The organism is Hominenteromicrobium mulieris, assembly GCF_046197855.1.
Taxonomy (GTDB): Bacteria; Bacillota; Clostridia; order Oscillospirales; family Acutalibacteraceae; genus Hominenteromicrobium; species Hominenteromicrobium mulieris.
This window is the reverse complement of record NZ_CP173188.1, coordinates 1,257,504-1,277,252: the sequence shown is the minus strand read 5'-3', so window position 1 is coordinate 1,277,252 and position 19,749 is coordinate 1,257,504. Positions and strand designations below refer to the sequence as shown.

The window sequence follows — 19,749 nt, the reverse complement described above, 5'->3', positions numbered from 1 at the left end:
GGCACACTAAGCAGTTTATTCGGCTTTTGGGTTTGCAAAGCCCTTGTGGATCTGCACCTCGCCTGCGGAAAACGCGCGCTCCTCGCCGCTATCGAGACGGACGAGCAGGTGCGCTTCGTCGCTGATACCGGTGACGACACCGCGGTACGTCTCCTCCCCGAGCGAGAACGTGATGGCGCGGCCGGTGAGGAACGAATGGCTGCGGTACGATTCGATGAACGCGTTTGAGCCGAGGTTCTTATACAGCGCGAAAAAGCGGCTGATGACGGCAGCCGAAATGCGGCTGCGCATCTCCACGGGGCACGGGCCGTCGAAAATAGCACCGGCGATGGAGCGAATCTCCTCCGGGAAGCCCTCTTCCGGCACAGCGATGTTGATGCCGATGCCGAGCACGGCCCAGTTGAGACCGCCGTTTTCAAAATCGACGGAAGCTTCCGTTAAAATGCCGCAGACCTTTTTCTCGTTGAGGTAAACATCGTTCACCCATTTGATTTGCGGGTTTAGCCCCGTGACCTGCTCAATGGCTTCGCACACGGCGACCGCTGCGGTAGTCGTGATGAAAAGCGATTTTTCAGCGGTGCAGTGCGGGCGGAGCAGCAGGCTGAAATAAATACCTGTACCCGGCGGCGACGTGAAGTGCCGACCGAGCCTGCCCTTGCCTGCCGTCTGCGATTCCGCAATGAGCACGGTACCCTCCGGCGCGCCCTGCTCCGCCTGTGCCTTTAAAAGCGTATTGGTAGAGGTGACTTCGGTCTGCACCTGCAAGTAAACCGGCATATCGGTATCGAGGAACCGTGAGACACTCTGCACGGTGAGCACATCGCTTTCCGGCGCCAGCGTGTAGCCGCGCTTTGGCACGGCGCGAATTTTATGCCCGGCTTCTTCAAGCTTTTGAATGGCTTTCCACACGGCATTGCGGGAAACGCCGAGCGACGACGCAAGCTGCTCGCCGGAGAGGTATTCTCCGCGATTTTTTTCAAGCGCGTCTAAAACTGCATCTTGTATGCGCATAAATTTCCTTTCCGGCAAAACCGGCAGCGAAAATTTCGTCTACCAGTTTACCACACACAAAGCGTTTCGTCAACCTAAAATTAAAATTAAGGTGACGAATGACAAAACACCGATTGAATGGAACAACAAAAGCCCGCACAGCGCATGGTTTTGCACTGTGCGGACAACTATTCCATTACTTCTTTTTTTTGAAGCCGTCCTTCAGCGAAACGGAGCGGTTGAAGACAAGGTGGTCTTCTGCGGAATCCTTGTTATCCACGCAGAAATAGCCCTGACGCATGAACTGGAAGCTCTCGCCCGGCTTTGCGGTTTTGAGGCCCGCTTCCACCTTGCAGCCCGTGAGGACCTTGAGGGAATCCGGGTTTAAAAGCTCTAAGAAATCGCCTGCATCCGGGTCTTCCACAGTAAAGAGGTTATCATAGAGGCGAATTTCGGCGTCTTCGGCGTTCTTCGCGTCCACCCAGTGGATGGTGCTCTTGATCTTGCGGCCGTCTGCCGGGTTGCCGCCGCGGGACTCGGGGTCATACTCCGCATAGACCTCGACGACGTTGCCGTTTTCGTCCTTTTTACAGCCGGTACATTTGACAACATAAGTGGTCTTGAGGCGCACTTCATTTCCCGGGAAAAGGCGGAAATAGCCCTTTACAGGGGTCTCCATGAAGTCTTCGGCTTCAATGTACAGCTCGCGGCCGAACGTAACCGTGCGGGTACCGTCTTCGGGACGGTTCGGATTATTCTCGACCTCGAACGTCTCGGTCCTATCTTCGGGATAGTTCGTCAAAATGAGCTTTACGGGGTTCAGAACGCCCATGACGCGCTTTGCCGTGAGGTTCAGGTCTTCGCGCAGGCAGTGCTCGAGAAAGCTGTATTCCACGGTAGAGTTCACCTTGGAAACACCGTTGCGCACGCTGAAATTGCGAATGGAGGCCGGGGTGTAGCCGCGGCGGCGCAGGCCGCAGATGGTGGGCATTCTCGGGTCGTCCCAGCCGCTGACATAACCGCCTTCGACGAGTGCGCGCAGCTTGCGTTTGCTCATGACAGTGTTGTTGATGCCGAGGCGGGCAAACTCGATCTGACGCGGCTTTGCGGGCAGCGTGACGTTGTTGATAACCCAATCGTACAGCGGACGGTGATCCTCAAATTCCAACGAACACAGCGAGTGCGTGATGTGCTCCATGGCGTCCTCGATGGGGTGCGCGAAGTCGTACATCGGGTAGATGCACCATTTGGTACCGGTGCGATGGTGCGGCATGTGGTTGATGCGGTAGATGACCGGGTCGCGCATATTGAAGTTGCCGGAAGCGAGGTCAATCTTTGCGCGGAGCGTCATTCTGCCGTCTTCAAACTCGCCGGCGCGCATGCGGGCAAACAGGTCGAGACTCTCCTCCATCGGACGGTCACGGTACGGACTCTGCGCCGGGGTGGTGAGGTCGCCGCGCATTTCACGCATCTGGTCAGGCGTGAGCTCGCAAACATAGGCAAGACCCTTTTTGATGAGCTCTACGGCGCCGTTGTACATATCTTCAAAATAATCGGAAGCATAGTAGAAGCGGTCTTCCCAATCGTAGCCGAGCCAGTGGATATCTTCCTTGATGGCATCGACGTACTCCACGTCTTCCTTTGTGGGGTTCGTGTCGTCCATGCGCAGGTTACAGATGCCGTTAAAGCGCTCTGCAGTGCCGAAATCGACGTAGATCGCCTTGGCGTGGCCGATGTGCAGGTAGCCGTTCGGCTCCGGCGGGAAACGGGTGTGCACCTTCATGCCTTCGCAGCGGCCGCCTTCTGCGAGGTCTTCTATAATAAAATCATCGATAAAACTGCTGCTGATCTCCTCGGAGACCGCTTCGTTTTTGATCTCTTCACTCATAATTTGTCCATACCTTTCCTAATATCAGGTTTTTCTTCTTGCTTTATGCGTTCTCGATCTTTTGAAGGCCGAGCTGTAAACGGCGCAGTGCCTCCTCTTTGCCGAGCACGGCGAGAATTTCCATAGCGCCGCCGGGGGTAACGGTCTGGCCTGCCGCCGCGATGCGTACCGGCCACAGCAGAGTGCCGTTTTTCACTTCGAGGCTCTGTGCGAGGGCAATGAGTGCATCGTGGATGGTATCAACCTGCCAGTTTTCGATGGCGGACAGCGTCTCGATGGCGGCACGCAGCATGACGGGCGCGTTCTCGAGCGTTGCCTTGCTCTTTTTGTTTATGAAGAGGTCTGCGGAATATTCCGGCAGCTCTTTGAAGAAGCCGAGCAGGCTCGGGATTTCCTTAAACTTCAAAATACGCGGCTGCAAAATGGCGTCGAGCACGTCGTACGGCTTTTCTGCGTCGCCGAAAATCTCTTTGTAGTACGGCATCGCCGCGGTGCGGAACTCTTCCCCGCTCATCTTGCGGATGTATTCGCCGTTGAACCACAGGAGCTTATCGTAATCGAACACGGCGGGCGATTTGCTGATGCCGTCGATGGAGAATGCTTCTTCGAGCTCTTTCAGCGAGAAAATTTCCCGGTTGTCCTTCGGGCACCAGCCGAGCAGCGCGATGTAGTTCGTGATGACCGGTGCGAGGTAGCCGTCTTCGAGGAGGCCCTGAAAGCTTGTGGAACCGTGGCGCTTCGAAAGCTTTGAGACGGAGCCGTCTTCATTTTTGCCCATGATGAGCGGCAGGTGCACATAAATCGGCTTTTCCCAGCCGAACGCGTCGTAGAGCATGTTGTACTTCGGTGTAGAGGTGAGGTACTCGCAGCCGCGCACGACGTGCGTAATGTGCATGAGGTGGTCGTCGATGACGTTTGCAAAGTTGTAGGTCGGGTAGCCGTCGGACTTTAAAAGCACCTGATCTTCGATCTCTTTGTTTTCGATCGTGATGGTGCCGTAAACGGCGTCTTCAAAGGACGTGGAGCCCTCGAGCGGCACACGCTGACGAATGACATACGGCATACCGGCGTCGAGGTTCTTCCGAATTTCCTCTGCGGGCAGGTCGCGGCAATGACGGTCGTAGCCGCCGAACTCGCCGTCCTGATGAATGGACTCGAGGCGCTCTTTGGTGCAGAAGCAATAGTATGCCTTGCCCTCGCGCACAAGCTGCTCTGCGTAGGGTTTATAAATATCCTTGCGTTCGCTCTGTACATACGGGCCGTATTCGCCGCCGATGTCCGGTCCTTCGTCATGCTGCAGACCGACTTGCTGCAGTGTATTATATATAACGTCTGTTGCGCCTTCTACATAGCGCTCCTGATCTGTGTCTTCAATTCTGAGCACAAACGTGCCGTTTTGGGACTTCGCCACCAGATACTCGTACAGCGCCGTTCTGAGGTTTCCGACGTGCATGAAACCGGTGGGGCTCGGCGCAAAGCGTGTGCGAACCATTAAAACAACCTCCTTGGTTTTTCGGTGCGTTGCTCTCCATGCCGCCGGCATGAAAGAATACTACACCATCATATAATGTTCTATTATATATCTGTGCGCAGAATTTTGCAATAAAAAAACGGGAAAAAGCGCCATCTTTTTCCCGTTTTCTGTTCTTAATCGCCCTTGAGGAACGCCACGTACTCTTCAAGACACATGTTAAGCTCGTTCATGCGCTGCGCGTGCTCCTTGCCGACGTAGCGGTAATGCCACGGCTCGTAATCGATGCCGGTGATGCTCTCCTTACCTTTGGGGTAGCGCTCGACAAAGCCGTATTCTGCGGCGTGCTCCTGCAGCCATGTGTAGGCTTTCGTCTCGCGGAAATCGTCTTCAACGTCGTTGAAATCAACCGCAAGGCCGGTGTGATGCTCGCTGTACCCCGGCGCCTGAATGGTGATCCGCGCGTCTTCATACGCGTTTTCATAGGTCATGCCGTCTGCCATGCGGCGCTGCACGGCGCGATCCAGCACGCTTTCCTGCTCCTCCACGCTGCGATATCCCGAGGCAACCCACAAATTGATCTCGTCGTTATACGCTGCATTGATAAGCGCCGTGAGCCCCGGGTACATTTTGGAGTTGACGGTGATGGTATCGAACAGCGTCGGGGTCATTTGGAAATCGTCCGGCAGCGGCACTTCGCTGTTCACGAGCACGAGGCGCCAATCGCCGAGCTGCTGAAAGGCAGATTCGGGAGTGGAGGTCGTTTTAGAAAGCACACTTGCTTTGGCTGAAATGCTCTCCGCAGCGGTGCTCGGTACCGCTTCCGGCGAGGCAGCAGCTTCTATGGGCTCTGCATTTTGATGCGGCATGGCAAGCAACGCTGTGATGATAAGCACAGCCGCAATGCACCCTGCCCCACTAAGCAAAAGCCGTGCACGCGATTTCAGTACACGTGCGGGAATCCTGTTATGCTTCTCCCGTTTTTGCGGCTGTTTTAATCTGTAATGTCCACCTTGCGGCCCCGCCATGTGCTTTGCCACGTTCATGCTCCCTTTTCTTTCGTATCTTCTATTGCAAGTATACCACATAACTGGTATACTAATCCATAGTTTCTAAATTGTTTTTTCATCTTTTTTTCATTTTGAAGGAGTGACCTTGATGAAAAGGATCTTTATGCGCGGCAACCCCGGCGATTTTGCAAATTATGTGGCGGCGCTGACGGCTTGCGGCGCGGAGCCGGTAATCTCGATGACACTTTCCGACGCAGACACTTGCGACGGCCTGCTGATCCCCGGCGGCGCCGATGTAAATCCTGTGCTCTATGGGCAGGAAAACACGGCGAGCGAAGGCATCGATGACAGCCGTGATGCAGACGAGATTGCGCTTGCAAAATGCTTTTTTGCAGCGGGCAAGCCGGTATTCGGCATTTGCAGAGGGCACCAGGTGCTGAACGTGGCATTCGGCGGCGACCTCATTCAGAATGTGCCGGACCCGCAGCACCACATGGCGGCAAAAGAGACCGGCGACGCCATTCACACGGTACGCGCGCAGCATGATCTGATGCGCGAATTTTACGGCGAAGAATTCCCCGTGAACAGTGCACACCATCAGGCCGCAGGTAAGCTCGGCGCGGGACTTATCCCTCTGTGCGTCAGCGACGACGGCATCAACGAGGGCTTTATCCATGAAAACGGCAAAGTGATCGGCGTGCAGTTTCACCCGGAGCGCATCGGCTTTGCGCACCGCCGCCCCGATGCAGTGAACGGCGAAAAGCTGTTTCGCTATTTTCTGAGTCTGATTTAAAGCCGCTTTCCTCTATTTTCCGCTTCCGCATAAAATTGTGAAAAAACTGCTTGCTTTTTTCCCGGGCATCGTGTATAATAAATTCGTTATCCGGGTGTAGCGCAGTTTTGGTAGCGCGCTTGAATGGGGTTCAAGAGGCCGCAGGTTCAACTCCTGTCACTCGGACCATAACTGGACACCAATTTCGATACGACGCGTATCTTGATTGGTGTCCAGTTCCTTTTTATAAAGATTTTGGATTCCATGGGTCTTTACCATACGATTTAATCATCTTTTTTCGCAGAAATTCTTTCCGGTGGAAAATATTGCGGAGACCTCCGATGATGAATTTAGATGTTTATTTTTACCATATATTTGTTCTATCGAAGATAAAGCAGGGATCATAATGAAGCAAAACAAAAACGGATTCACATTGATGGAAATGCTAATTGTCATTGCAATCATCGCCGTATTGATTGCAGTTGCAATTCCGGTATTTGCGTCACAGCTTGAAAAAACCAGAGAAGCGACAGATCTTGCAAATGTCCGCTCCGCTTATGCACAGGTGTCCACAGAGGCGTTGCTCGGAGATTCCGAGGCTACCGTAACCGTCAACCTAAAACAGAAGCAGGCCGACTGGAAATCATTGGACCCTGTGAATATCGGCGGTATCGTCCATTACAAAAACCAAGGAGACACGGTTAACTGGAAAGGCGTTGCTGCGCCAAACGGAACCTGTGTCGTATCGTATAAGGAAGATTACGGAATCATTCTCAATTGGAGCGGAAAAGCCGATCCATCTACACCTAAATACCCGTTTAACACAAACGTAACGGATTTCTTCCCACTTCTATACGATACAGAATTTTGGAAAAACGGCAGCATAAAAACCAATACAAACTTTGAGTTTGACTCCAGATGTCCGGATTCGCAATATGTTCCATCCATTACCGCAGAGATTAAAAAGCTGAATAACAGTCTTTTGCAGCAGCCTGATTGCACATGGGCCTATCTTGGCAGCGGAAAAGAGGGACAAGAAGCAAATCGGTATCTTTTCTGGACATCTCTGAACACGGATAAGGTCGGGGCCGAAAAGGAAATCCCCGTAATTATTCAAACCGGTGACGGAAAATATTATGTTTCCGAAACCACGACCGGTAAGCGAAACGGCAAGAAGTATGTCACCATCTCGGAATCGCTTACGCCGAGCCAGTATAAGCAAACCCTGAAAAACGGAGAAAAGTTTCCTTCGTTGGAAGCGGCTTACGATGCCTACCTCAAAGCATTGAGTGAATCCAAATACGATTCCGTACGCCGGTCCCAGTCTTAAAATGCTCTATTCCGCTACAACCTCTAAATCAGCATTCTCAGCAACTTCGTCAAATACAAAAAGAGACAGCCTAAAGTGATATGCCCCCATACCGGGTGTCCAGTATTGGGGTACATATCAAAGCAGACTGTCTCTTTTTTACTTGATTGATTATGTAGTTATACTGCCTGCAAGCGGTATTTTTCCGCGTAGGTGCCGTAGGCGCGGCGGAAGTCGGGGTCGTCGGCACGCATGGCGCGCAGCGTTTCGTGCAGATTAAGACCGTGGTTTGCCGCATCCAGAACACAGCCGGCGATGTTGGAGCAGTGGTCAGCCGTTCGCTCGAGATCCGTCAGCAGGTCGGACCATACGAAGCCCGCTTCAATACTGCAATGACCCTGCTGCATGCGCAGAATATGGCGCGTGCGCATCTGCTCCTTCAGTGCAACGATGACCTGTTTCAGCGGCTCTACCTGTGCGGCGGCCGCAAGGTCTTTTTCGCTGAACGCGCGCTCTGCCGTATTCAATATCTCACTCACCGCGCCGATGAGCACCTTCAGCTCTTTTTCTGCGGCGGCGCTGAAGCCAAGTCCCTTGCTGCGCAGCTCTTCCGATGCCGCAAGCAGGTTCACGGCGTGGTCGGAGATACGCTCAAAATCGCCGATAATTTTTAATAATTCGGTGGCTTCTTCGCTTTCGGCATCGCTCAGCTGCTGGGCGCTCAGGCGCACCAGGTACGTGCCAAGCTCGTCTTCGTAGCGGTCGCAGCGGCTCTCGTTTTCACGGATGGATTCCGTAAGCTCCGGCGAATAATTTTCAAAGGTCGTCAACGCCATATGCAGCGCTTCGCCTGCGCAGCGTGCCATTTCGCCCGCAACGGCACGGCAGCGGCCGAGCGCGACGGACGGTGTGATGAGCAGACGCTCTTCAAGCTCAACAGGCTGCTCTTTGCCGCCCTTATCCGGCACGATGCGGATTGCGAGCTTTTCAAGCAGGCCGCCTGCCGGCAGCAGCATCGCCGTGCACAGGATATTAAAGAGCGAGTGCGCAATCGCGATGCCGGACATGGTGGCGTTTTCATCCAGAATAGCCGGTGCAAACACGATCTTTACAATCCAGAAGGCCGTCAGTAACACGACCACGCCGATAACGTTGAACATCAAATGGACAACTGCCGCGCGCTTTGCGTTCTTCTGTGTGCCCACGGAGGAGATCAGCGCCGTAACGCAGGTACCGATATTCTGGCCCATGATAATCGGGATAGCCGCCGCGTAGCTGACCTGCCCCGTTACGGCCAATGCCTGCAAAATGCCCACGGAAGCTGAGCTGGACTGGATGATACCTGTCAAAAGCGCGCCCGCAAGCACGCCAAGAATCGGATTTTTGAACATCAGAAACAGCGAAGCGAACGCCGGGACATCTTTAAGACCCGAAACCGCGCCACTCATGGTTTCCATGCCAAACATCAAGGTCGCAAAGCCGAGCAGGATCATGCCGGTATCTTTCTTTTTACCGGACTTGCAGAACATATAGAAAATGATGCCGATGAGCGCCAAAACAGGCGTGAAGGATGACGGCTTTAAAAGACTCACCCAAATATTGCTGCCGCTGATGCCCGCAAGGCTCAACAGCCACGCCGTGACGGTGGTGCCCACATTCGCGCCCATGATAACGTTGATGGCTTGCCGCAGTGTCATGAGCCCGGAGTTTACGAAGCCCACTACCATGACTGTCGTCGCCGACGAGCTTTGAATGATGGCTGTGATGCCGAGGCCCGTCAAAAAGCCCGCCGGTACACTGCCGGTCATTTTATCGAGCAAGCTTTGCAGCTTTCCGCCCGCGCGGCGCTCCAAGGCCTGCCCCATCAGGTTCATGCCGAACAGGAAAAGACACAGCCCGCCGATCATCGTCAGTACATTGAAAATATCCATACCCGATTTTCCCCTTTTAACATTCTTTTACACGTATAGGAGTATATCGTGTCTATGTCAAATCAACTGTATGTTCTTTGTAAAATCCATGTAAAATCGCTTGTTAAAAAACGACACAAAGCATGAATATCCCCCGGCGAAAAGCCGGAGGATATCTACGCTATGCGTCCTGCTGAATTTTGCTTTACACGGTGCCGGTGATAACAACCTCCGCGGTGCCGGGTGTTGTGGCCCATGTGCCGTTTTCGTTTTGCGTATACTGCGCAGCGGGAACGGTGATCTGCCCCGGAAGCGTTGCGAACACGCCGGTCGTTTCGCCATACGTGTACTGCGTACCTGCTGCCCAAGCGGTGCCGTTAAACGTGACCGCAATGTTTTTGAGGATTGGGTCAAACGTATCGGTCAGCACGATGCGCTCGGCTTCGGAAGCTTCGGTGTTGCCCGTGTTTTCGATGACGAACGTATACGTAATCTGCCCGTTCCCCGTGACGACCGCAGGACACAGCGCTTTGCTGATGGTGAGCACCGCGCGATCCTCCGTGGAGACCGTTTCCGACGCGCTGACTTCCAGATTGCCGTCCGTGACATTTGCGGTATTCGTGATGCTGCCGTCCGTGCCGAGCGGTGCATACGCTGTGACCTCTGCCTCGTAAACGAGCATGATGCTGCCGTTTGTGGGGACATTCGGGATCGTAATGACGAGCGGCGGCCCCTGCGTTGCGGTGGGCGCGGTCTGCAAGACGCCGTTTACATAATACCGAACAGAATTCGGCACATACGCGAGCGGATAGACGGTCCCGCTATTAAATTCATACGCGCCGAGGTTATCGGTGACCGTGAGATTTGTCACCGGCTGCGCACCGCTGTTTACGATAGAAATGATATACGTAATCTTATCGTTTGCGGCGTAATTTTTCACCACGGCGGTTTTGGTGACGGTCAAGGTCTCCAAAAGCTCGCCCGTGACGGTGTTGGAATTCGTTGTGCCTCCGTTATACGAAAGCGTCGCGAAATTTGTAAAAGATGCCATAAAACCCCTCCTTGTTTTCGGGGACTTGCCCCTTGTACAAGTTATGCCGAAGGGGGTTTAAATGACACTTTTGAGCTTGTGGCTTTTTGCATTCTTCATGTCTTTTTAAGGAACCTCTTGATAGGGTTTCTTACGGCTAAACAGCCCATCGGACCATTTAGCCTATCTTTCTGATCTGTTGTGAGACAAAAGGATTTCGAGCTCTGCGGAGGTCGTGGGCGAGCTCGGCGTGCTGCGCATGCAGCCGGAACTGGTGCGTGCGGCCTGTGAACGCGCCCATGCGCTCGACAAATTTCTTTAATTTTACATAATTTAGTTTACATAAAGCTATTGACATAATTAGATTTCGATCACTTAAAAATCTCCTTTGAAGAACCCATAAAACCGGGCTTCAAAGGAGATTTTCGTTTTGTTATCGGCCGAGCAGCGAAAGATTATAGTCCTCCATGCACGTCGCAAGGCCTTCGGCAGTCGTCTCAAATCCACCGCCGGCATTTTTGAGCTTTGCACAATTCATCCAGAGGTTTTCGCCGCCGGACTTTTCCTGCAAATTGAGCTTCATGCCTGTTTTTTTCATAAACAGCTCCGCAAGCGCGTACATGGAGACGTCTGCCTCACTGCCGAAGTTATACGCGCCACCGGGCAAATTCACAGCCTGCAAGGTCTGCTCTGCAACCTCGCGCACATAGGTGATGCCGCGAAATTCCTCTTTGGAAAGTGCAAGCGGCTTTTGGGTGATGGCGGCGTTCAGGAACATCGTGATGAGGTTGCTGCGGTTCGGCACGCCGAACATGGGCATGTCATACATCCACGTCGCACGCAGCATGACGGCGTTCGGGTCGATCGCGAGAACGCGATTTTCCATTTCCAACTTCTCTTCGGCGTAGAGATTTGCGGTCGCAACGTCGTCTTCCGTAAACGGCTTATCGCCCTTTGCGCCGCTGTACACCTGATCGGAGCTGAACAACACGAGCTTCGCACCGTTTGCGGCTTTGGCCAAATACTCCGGCACCAAAACGTTTGCGTGGTATGATCCTTCCGGGTCTTTGGCACACGCACCGATGTCCGAGATTGCCGCGGTGTGAAGGATGGCGTCCGGTTGCACGGTGTCGATGAGGCGGTCGATATCCTCTTTTTCCGCCCCGCGCAGAGACGGCGCACAAATAACGGGCGCCGCCGCACGGATGCGTGCCCCTACAAAGCCATTTGCGCCGGTCAACAGAATTTTCATGATAAACTCCTCCCTGGTTTTAAAAACGACCCGACAAAGCTGCCGGGTCGTCTGGATGCAAAATGAATTATGCGTTTTCGGTCTCTTTGTAGCGGCGTGCGCAGTCCTGCACGATGGCGTTCATCGCGTCCATTTTATTCAGCATGTCCTTTGCAAGGGCAATCTGGCAGCGCGTACGAACAAGGTTATGCTGTGGCTTTTTGACCTTAAAGTACTTATCGCCGACGATGTAGTCCGCGAGGAAGCGCGTTGCAAGCTCGCAGGTAAGCGCAAAGCAACTGAGCGCCAGCGTATCCACTTCGGTTTTCGTCAGAGACGCGGCGGTCTTTTTGAGGAAGCCCTCGGCAAATGCCCAGAAAATATTGAGGTTTACGCCGGCCTTTTCCGGATAATCGCAATCTTCTTCCACAAAATTTGCAGCGAAGCGGATGGCATCGCCGAAATCGTGGCCGACAAGGCCCGGCATAACGGTATCCAGATCGATGACAACGAGCGCCTCGTGCGTCTTCTCATCGAACAGCACGTTGTTGATCTTTGTATCGTTGTGCGTAACGCGCAGCGGAAGCTCGCCTTTTTCAAAGAGGTCGGTCAGGCGGCAAGCCTCGTCCTCTACGGAAAGCAGCCAATCGAGTTCTTCGCGCACCTCTGCCACACGATTGCACGGGTCGGCAGCCATGTCTTCCTTCAGCTTCTCATAGCGCTTGCGCGTATTGTGGAAATCCGGGATTGTGTAGAAAAGGGAGTTCGCATCGAAATCTGCCAACATCAGTTGGAAATCGCCGAACGCCTCACCTGCACTGCGCACCACGTTCAGGTCGTCGCAGGTATCGAACGTCACAGACGGCACGTAGTTGCTGAGCCGCCAGAAGCCGTCATTATCCATCAAATAGTTGACGCCGTGCTTCGTGTGATGGAAATGCAGGCTTTTCGTATTCGGGCATTTTTCACGGATGTGCTCCGTGACACGGTCAATGTTCTGCATCAGCTCAATCGGGTGCTGAAACGCATATGTATTGACGCGCTGTACAAGGAAAGACTTAATCTTTGCCATGCCGGTACCGTCATCGCGAATATAATTGACTTTGTAGGTGTGGTTCACGTTGCCCATTTTGATTTCTTCGTACGAGAAGAACGGGCCTTCAATGCGGAATTCTTCGCCGACCTCGAGTAACTTTCGGGCGATCTCCGGGTTCATGTCCATTTCCGGAATACTCATAATCCTCTGCTCCTTCAATTTTCTGGCAGTTTGGCCGCTGCTTTTTAAGCATAAACATAAAGGGAAAACTATAAAGATTATAGCAGAAATACGGTAAATTTCAAGTCGAAATTATGAATAGGCGCAAAAAGGCCGTTTTTCTTCAAAAACGATATACTGCCGACTACTTTTTTTGACTGTATGACCTCTCGAAAACACAAACAAAAAAGGACTCTGCATTTCTGCAAAGTCCTTCTTGGAGCTGCTAACCAGATTCGAACTGGTGACCTCGTCCTTACCAAGGACGTGCTCTGCCTACTGAGCCATAGCAGCATACGCAAAAGGCAAGATGAACTCGCCTTTTGTGGCGACCCGGAACGGGCTCGAACCGTCGACCTCTAGCGTGACAGGCTAGCGTTCTAACCAACTGAACTACCGGGCCATGGTGGCAGGGGCAGTAAGATTCGAACTCACGGCACGCGGTTTTGGAGACCGCTGCTCTACCAACTGAGCTATGCCCCTATTTATCTCACGGCCTCTTTTCGACCGCTCGATTATTCTACCACGAACTGCGGAAAATGTCAACCTATTTTCCCAAAAATAATTATTTTTTACCCCCGACAAGGTGCTTTATGCAAAAAATGCAGACACCGTGCCGAAAAACAGGAAACGCCCGTCCTTTTGGAACAGGCGTTTCGGTAACTTAACTTTAGCGGGAAAGATCCTGAGAAATCTTGTAGAGCTTCTCGTCGAAGACACGCGGCATCTCGAGGGCTTCGGTAATGTCGAAGTCCACGATGCGTTCGCCCTGCATGACGACAACGCGGTTGCTCTTGCCGTCGCGGAGCAGCTCAACTGCGTGGTAGCCCATCTGGCTTGCCACAACACGGTCACGGAGCGTCGGGGAACCGCCGCGCTGTACATGGCCAAGGATGGTCGCACGGCTCTCGATGCCGGTCTCCTCTTGGATGCGCTTGCAGATATCTTCGGAGTGACCTACGCCCTCTGCAACGACCACGATGAAGTGGCGCTTGCCGGTCTTCTGTGCGTAGCGGATGCGCTCGATGACGTCCTTTTCAAAGTCATACTTCACTTCCGGGACGAGCGTTGCGATTGCACCGACAGCGATGCCGGTGTTGAGTGCGATGTCGCCGCAGCGTCTGCCCATGACCTCTACAACGCTGCAGCGGTCGTGAGACTCTGTGGTATCGCGGATGCGGTCGATCATTTCCATAGCGGTGTTCATCGCCGTGTCATAACCGATGGTATACTCGGAGCTCGAAATATCGTTATCGATGGTGCCCGGAACGCCGATGCAAGGAACGCCTGCGCCGGTCAGGTCGCGTGCGCCACGGAAAGAACCGTCGCCGCCGACGACGACCACGCCGTCGATGCCCAGTTCGCGACATTTAGCAGCTGCCTTCTGAACGCCCTCCGGGGTATTGAACTCGGGGCTGCGCGCCGTAAAGAGCGCCGTGCCGCCGTGCTGGATGATGTTGGAAACGCTGCGAAGTTCCATTTTCTGCACTTCGCCGGTCAGAAGACCGTTGTAGCCGTGACGTACGCCATATACCTCCATGTCGAAGGAGATCGCGGTGCGGACAACAGCACGAACCGCAGCATTCATGCCCGGTGCGTCACCGCCGCTTGTAAGTACTGCGATTTTCTTTGCACACATTGTAAATTCCTCCACTTTCTTATTGAAAATTGCAAAGTTAAAAATGCAATTCAGCAATCTATTCCATTCATTTTTGATTATACCCCTTTTCCCTGACGGTTTCAAGAGGTATTTTGTCTTTTTTGAAACGGTTTTTGTTTTTTTGAGAATTTCTTATTCTTTCAGCGCAACATTTCCCTCGCCGAGAAGTTTTTTCAATGCGGAGACGAGTTCGTAGTTCACCGCAACGCGGTAACGGGCGGGCGCGCGGACCAGCTTTTTCGTGTCCGTATAATATAGATAGAGGTCGGTCACGCCGTCGAAAATCTCGATGTACTGCATCGCCTTTTTGCAGAGCGGGTCTTCGGCGTTCGGCACACGCAGGTAAAGGCCCTTATAGGCTGTGTTATAGCCCTTAATCTGCACACCGGGCCGCTCTTCCCCGCGCGGCGGCGTGACGCTTTCCGGCACAGCGGCAGGCTTTTGCGAGGCCCTTTTCTTTTCCTCAGGCGCAGGCCTTCTGCGGATCATCATTTCTTCCGGCGAAAACGGTGCCGAGGCATATTCGCAGATGAACTTCGGGTCTTTTTCTTCCGTAAAGCTGATGCGTCCGTGCGCCCAAACAGAGCCGCCCGGCGCAAAAATGTCGCCGTATTTTTCCAAAACTTTCGGGAAAACAAGCGCCTCCATAGAGCCGTACATGTCTTCCAGCGTGACGAACGCCATGGCAGAGCCGGAGCGCGTCACCTTCTTTTTCACACTTTCCACAACGGCCAGAACGTCCACATACTGCTCGTCTTTATATTGGTCGGATTCCCCAGCGGCGCTGCGGGCAATCTCATCAAAGCGCGCGGCGATGCCGGCGTTATAGACCTCCGCATACGGCGACATAGGGTGCCCGGAAAGGTACATGCCGGTGACTTCCTTTTCCATAGAAAGCAGTTCGGTTTTGGGGAACTCCTCGGCTTTCGGCATCTCGAAAGATTCCGTTTTCTCCTCCTCGCCGAAGTCAAACAGGCCGATCTGTCCCTCTATGTTGCGGCGTTTGTCGTCCTCCAGCTGATCGAGCAGCGGGCCGACCGCCATCAGCATTTCGCGGCGGTTGTTGCCGAGACCGTCAAACGCACCGCAGCGGATAAGACTTTCCACGGCGCGGCGGTTCAGGTCTCTGCCCTGCATGCGTTTGCAGAAATCGTAGAAGGTCGTGAACGGGCCGTTCATCGTGCGCTCGGATAAAATGCGCTGTATCAGGCCGCGTCCGAGGTTGCGGATGGCGAGCAAACCGAAACGAATGCTGTTTTCAAAAATGGAAAAACCCTGCTCGCTCTCGTTCACGTGCGGCGGCAGCACGGCAATATTCAGCCTGCTGCATTCTTCCATATACGCCGCAATCTTGCCTGCGGATGCGAGCACACTTGTGAGCAATGCGGCCATGTATTCTTTCGGATAGTGATATTTGAGGTACGCCGTGCGATACGCCACAACGGCATACGCGGCAGCATGGGACTTATTGAACGCGTAGGACGCGAAGCTTTTCATCTCATCGTAGATTGTCTCGGCGGTCTGCTCGTCCACGCCGCGGGCGATGCAGCCTTCAATCTCCACGGTGCCGTCCTCACGCTTTAAGCCGTGAATGAAATACTCGCGCTCCTGCTCCATGACATCGTGCTTTTTCTTGCTCATGGCGCGGCGCACAATGTCCGCGCGACCGAGCGAATACCCCGCAAGCTCGCGGAAAATGCGCATGACCTGCTCCTGATAAATGATGCACCCGTAGGTGACATCCAGTATTTTGGAAAGGCGCGGGTGGCGGTACGTGATTTTATCCGGGTGCTTGCGATTTTCGACGTACATGGGGATGAACTTCATCGGGCCGGGGCGATACAAAGAGATAACGGCGATGAGATCTTCAATGCTTTTGGGGTCGGATTGCATGATGACACGGCGCATACCGGCGGATTCAAACTGGAACACGCCCTCTGTCGCACCGCTCGCGATCATTTTAAACACGTCCGGGTCGTTATCCGGCGCGTTTTCCACCTTAAAGCCCGGCGTGTGTTTCGCAATCATCTGCTCGGCGTGGTCGATAACCGAGAGGTTGCGCAGGCCAAGAAAGTCCATCTTGAGCAGACCGAGCTGCTCGATGGCCGTCATCGTGTACTGCGTGACAGGCGAATCGTCGTTCATGCTCAGCGGCACGTAATCGACGACCGGGCGGTCTGTGATGACAACACCGGCGGCGTGCGTGGACGTGTGGCGCGGCATGCCCTCAATTTTGCGTGCCATGTCGAGGAGCTCGTGCACCTGTTTGTCGCTTTCATATAAATCGCGCAGCTCGGAAACGCGTTCCAGCGCGGCGTCAATCGTGATGTCGAGCTCCATCGGCACAAGCTTTGCGACGGTATCGCACGTTGTGTACGGAATCGCCATGGCGCGGCCAACGTCGCGTATCGCAAGGCGCGCCGCCATGGTGCCGAACGTGACGATCTGCGCCACATGGTCGGCGCCGTATTTTTCCGTGACATACTCAATGATCTCCTGTCGGCGCTCGTCGCTGAAATCGACGTCGAAGTCCGGCATACTGACGCGCTCCGGATTCAAAAAGCGCTCGAACAGCAGGTCATACCGCAGCGGGTCAACGCCCGTGATGCCGATGCAGTATGCGGCGAGGCTGCCCACGCCGGAGCCTCTGCCCGGGCCGACCGGGATACCCATGCTTTTCGCCTGACGGATGAAATCGTACACGATGAGGTAGTAGTTTACATACCCCATCGTATCAATCGTCGAAATTTCATATTCAAGGCGGTCTACGACTTCTTTTTTCGGGTTTTCGCCGTAGTATTTGTGCAGACCCGCGTAACACATGCGGCGGAAATATTCGCGGTTGTCGCTGCCGTCCGGCGTATCAAAGCGCGGCAGCTTCGTTTTGCCGAACTCAAATTCCACATTGCAGCGGTCGGCGATTTTCTGCGTGTTGTCCGTTGCCTCGGGACAATCCGGGAACAGTGCACGCATTTCGTCTTCGCTTTTAAAATAGAATTCATCGGAACCGAATTCCAGCGTATCCTCATCCTCCACCGTGCGGTTCGTCTGGACGCAGACGAGGATATGGTGCATTTTGGTGTCTTCTTTTTCGATATAGTGGCAGTCGTTCGTCACGACGAGCGGAATGCCCGTATCTTTGGACAATCGGATTATTTGCGGGTTGATATGTGCCTGTTCGCGCAGGCCGTGGTCTTGTAATTCGAGGTAAAAATTGTCCTCGCCGAAAATCTCACGGTAGCGCAGGGCGGCGGCTTTGGCTTCGTCATAGTCGCCGACGGAAAGCGCACGCGGAATCTCACCCGCAAGGCAGGCGGAAAGCGCGATGAGCCCCTCGCTGTGTTCACGCAGCAGCTCCATATCGGCGCGGGGCTTGCTGTAAAAGCCCTCTGTCCACGCTTTAGAGACAATAGCGACAAGGTTACGGTAGCCCGTTTCGTTTTTGCACAGCAGCACAAGATGCCGGTTTTCGTTATCGATGCCGTGAATTTTATCGAACCGGCTGCGCTTAGCAACGTAGATCTCGCAGCCGATGATCGGCTTGATGCCGCGCTTTTTCGCTGCTTTATAAAAGTCGATCACGCCGTACATCACGCCGTGATCCGTAATGGCAACGCTTTTCTGCCCCATCTCCTGCGCTTTATCGAGCAGCTTTTCAATGCGGCAAGCGCCGTCCAAAAGGCTGTATTCGGTGTGCACATGCAAATGTGTAAACGCCATTTTCGCCCTCCTTTTCCATTTAAGTTTACATAATCGAGTTTACATAAACCTCTAATTGCTGTTTTCAATCACAAGGGTAAATCCGTGCTCGGTGGAAAAATAGTGGTTTTTATCCCCCCACGCAGTATCGATCACAACGTAGTATGTGCCGTCGTTTTCAGGGTACGCAAACCGCTCGCTGCGGTAGTAAAGCTCGGAGAAATCCTCGTTATAAACCGTGTAATACATCGCGCCGTAAGGATCCTGCGAGGCTTCAAGCACGATGCCTTTATCCATGCGAATGACCGGGAATTCATCGGCAACCTCTTCAATTTCAAAATGCCCGCCGCACGCTTTTGAACCGTTCTTCCTTTGCTCGCCGGTCACGTTCTGCAGCGCGGTAATCTCTTCATTGCCGGAGCGCACCACAATATCGCCGGGCACAAGCTCGGCTTTCAGCGCATCGGCGATGAAATACGCGCCCACGCCGAGCACCGCAACAATCAAAATGCCCAACACAAGGTCTTTAAAGCTCTTCGGTCTTTGCATTTTCAGCATGCAGCTTTTCCTCCACTTCAAAAACGCTCTGCTCCGCAAGGGATTCCTCCGGCGAGCCGAGCTGTTCCGCAAACTCCAAAATGCGGCGCAGGCGGTGATTCACACCGGAACGGCTGATGGAAAGCCGCTCCCCCATTTCGCGCAGCGACATTTCGGGGTTTTCCAGCCGCAAAACGGCGGCCTCGCGCAGGTCGGCAGGCAGCTCGTCCAGCCCCACCTTGTCGCTGATGAGCGCAATGGCGGCAATCTGCTTTGTTGCAGCAGAGTACGTTTTATCAAGATTCGCGGTCTCGCAGTTCGAGACACGGTTTAAATTGTTGTAGGTCTCTTTGTACATTTTGATCTGCATCAGGTTCATGGCGGAGTTTACCGCACCCGTCAGCGTGAGGAAATCCTCAATGGCGGCGCTTTCCTTTATGTAGACAATGTAGCTGTTTTTTCTGCGTGCAATGGACGGCGAAAGCTGCGCGGCCTTCACGCGGTGCAGAACAGCCACAAGGTCTTCCGCAAGGTGCAGGTACGGCGTGGAAAACTCAAGGTGATACTCCTTCTGCGGGTCTGTGACCGTGCCGCAGATGAGGAACACACCGCGCAAAAACGCCGAAATGCAGCAGTCCTTTTGCAGATTTTCCTCATGAATATGCAGGTTCACGTCATTCTCATCGTGCCCGAACGAACGGATCATCTGAATGCGTGCGGCTTCACCCGGAATGGTGATGGCATACGCGCCGATATTCTTGCGCCTTAACTGCGAGCGCACCTCGGCGTATACACCGGCCGAAACGGCGGCGGCCTCCGCCACACGGCGTGCAACGGCGGCATTTTCGCATACCATCTGCGATTCCCGCGCGGAAAAACACTTTGAAAAAAGCAGAAGGCCGTAGCATTCCGCTTTCAAACAGCACGCGCGCTTATTTTCAATCATACACAGCTCTTGCTTGCAATCCGCAGCAAATGACATGAAAA

General features: G+C 53.7%; 14 protein-coding genes and 4 tRNA genes. 3 read left to right on the top strand and 15 right to left on the bottom strand.

Annotation, left to right across the window (positions count from 1 at the left end; translation table 11 throughout):
* Nucleotides 1-15: 15 nt before the first annotated feature.
* The 4 genes from ACI0CA_RS06105 to ACI0CA_RS06090 all read right to left on the bottom strand — a co-directional run bounded on the left by ACI0CA_RS06105 (nucleotide 16) and on the right by ACI0CA_RS06090 (nucleotide 5,395).
* Complete coding sequence (locus ACI0CA_RS06105; protein WP_308448130.1) at nucleotides 16-1,011, bottom strand: biotin--[acetyl-CoA-carboxylase] ligase; 996 nt, start codon at nucleotides 1,009-1,011, stop codon at nucleotides 16-18.
* A 175-nt stretch (nucleotides 1,012-1,186) separates the two neighbouring features.
* Nucleotides 1,187-2,878 (bottom strand): glutamine--tRNA ligase/YqeY domain fusion protein, encoded by a 1,692-nt coding sequence (locus ACI0CA_RS06100; RefSeq protein ID WP_308448129.1) that lies wholly within the window; start codon nucleotides 2,876-2,878, stop codon nucleotides 1,187-1,189.
* A 43-nt stretch (nucleotides 2,879-2,921) separates the two neighbouring features.
* Entirely contained in the window at nucleotides 2,922-4,370 is a 1,449-nt protein-coding gene (gene gltX, locus ACI0CA_RS06095) for a glutamate--tRNA ligase (RefSeq protein ID WP_308448128.1), read from the bottom strand.
* Nucleotides 4,371-4,525: 155 nt separating this feature from the next.
* Nucleotides 4,526-5,395, bottom strand: a complete 870-nt coding sequence (locus ACI0CA_RS06090; RefSeq protein ID WP_308448127.1) for a M15 family metallopeptidase — start codon at nucleotides 5,393-5,395, stop codon at nucleotides 4,526-4,528.
* Between the two features lie 112 nt (nucleotides 5,396-5,507).
* On the opposite strand from ACI0CA_RS06090, the gene ACI0CA_RS06085 reads away from it, so the two are divergent.
* The 3 genes from ACI0CA_RS06085 to ACI0CA_RS06075 all read left to right on the top strand — a co-directional run bounded on the left by ACI0CA_RS06085 (nucleotide 5,508) and on the right by ACI0CA_RS06075 (nucleotide 7,461).
* Nucleotides 5,508-6,152 (top strand): gamma-glutamyl-gamma-aminobutyrate hydrolase family protein, encoded by a 645-nt coding sequence (locus tag ACI0CA_RS06085; RefSeq protein WP_308448126.1) that lies wholly within the window; start codon nucleotides 5,508-5,510, stop codon nucleotides 6,150-6,152.
* 90 nt (nucleotides 6,153-6,242) lie between these two features.
* A tRNA-Pro gene (locus ACI0CA_RS06080) sits at nucleotides 6,243-6,320 on the top strand.
* 127 nt (nucleotides 6,321-6,447) lie between these two features.
* A complete protein-coding gene (locus tag ACI0CA_RS06075; protein WP_349201533.1) occupies nucleotides 6,448-7,461 on the top strand; it encodes a prepilin-type N-terminal cleavage/methylation domain-containing protein in 1,014 nt (337 codons plus the stop codon).
* A 158-nt stretch (nucleotides 7,462-7,619) separates the two neighbouring features.
* Here ACI0CA_RS06075 and ACI0CA_RS06070 read toward each other — a convergent pair whose 3' ends face one another.
* The 11 genes from ACI0CA_RS06070 to whiA form a co-directional block, all read right to left on the bottom strand.
* On the bottom strand, nucleotides 7,620-9,371 hold the full coding sequence (locus ACI0CA_RS06070; protein ID WP_446806459.1) for a Na/Pi cotransporter family protein: 1,752 nt from the start codon (nucleotides 9,369-9,371) through the stop codon (nucleotides 7,620-7,622).
* A gap of 184 nt (nucleotides 9,372-9,555) precedes the next feature.
* A complete protein-coding gene (locus tag ACI0CA_RS06065; protein WP_446806460.1) occupies nucleotides 9,556-10,401 on the bottom strand; it encodes a hypothetical protein in 846 nt (281 codons plus the stop codon).
* A 412-nt stretch (nucleotides 10,402-10,813) separates the two neighbouring features.
* The gene (locus tag ACI0CA_RS06060) at nucleotides 10,814-11,632 is read right to left on the bottom strand and encodes an SDR family oxidoreductase (protein WP_395506483.1); all 819 of its coding nucleotides are present in this window, start codon (nucleotides 11,630-11,632) and stop codon (nucleotides 10,814-10,816) included.
* A gap of 67 nt (nucleotides 11,633-11,699) precedes the next feature.
* A complete protein-coding gene (locus ACI0CA_RS06055; RefSeq protein ID WP_395506484.1) occupies nucleotides 11,700-12,848 on the bottom strand; it encodes a phosphotransferase enzyme family protein in 1,149 nt (382 codons plus the stop codon).
* 236 nt (nucleotides 12,849-13,084) lie between these two features.
* A tRNA-Thr gene (locus ACI0CA_RS06050) sits at nucleotides 13,085-13,160 on the bottom strand.
* Nucleotides 13,161-13,192: 32 nt separating this feature from the next.
* A tRNA-Asp gene (locus ACI0CA_RS06045) sits at nucleotides 13,193-13,269 on the bottom strand.
* A gap of 4 nt (nucleotides 13,270-13,273) precedes the next feature.
* A tRNA-Trp gene (locus ACI0CA_RS06040) sits at nucleotides 13,274-13,349 on the bottom strand.
* Nucleotides 13,350-13,536: 187 nt separating this feature from the next.
* Nucleotides 13,537-14,505 (bottom strand): 6-phosphofructokinase, encoded by a 969-nt coding sequence (gene pfkA, locus ACI0CA_RS06035; RefSeq protein ID WP_446806461.1) that lies wholly within the window; start codon nucleotides 14,503-14,505, stop codon nucleotides 13,537-13,539.
* Between the two features lie 153 nt (nucleotides 14,506-14,658).
* Nucleotides 14,659-18,246 (bottom strand): DNA polymerase III subunit alpha, encoded by a 3,588-nt coding sequence (locus ACI0CA_RS06030; RefSeq protein WP_446806462.1) that lies wholly within the window; start codon nucleotides 18,244-18,246, stop codon nucleotides 14,659-14,661.
* Between the two features lie 51 nt (nucleotides 18,247-18,297).
* Entirely contained in the window at nucleotides 18,298-18,774 is a 477-nt protein-coding gene (locus ACI0CA_RS06025; protein ID WP_412358052.1) for a hypothetical protein, read from the bottom strand.
* A complete protein-coding gene (whiA, locus tag ACI0CA_RS06020) occupies nucleotides 18,752-19,744 on the bottom strand; it encodes a DNA-binding protein WhiA (RefSeq protein WP_343284217.1) in 993 nt (330 codons plus the stop codon). The genes ACI0CA_RS06025 and whiA overlap by 23 nt, the downstream gene beginning before the upstream one ends.
* Between the last annotated feature and the right edge of the window lie 5 nt (nucleotides 19,745-19,749).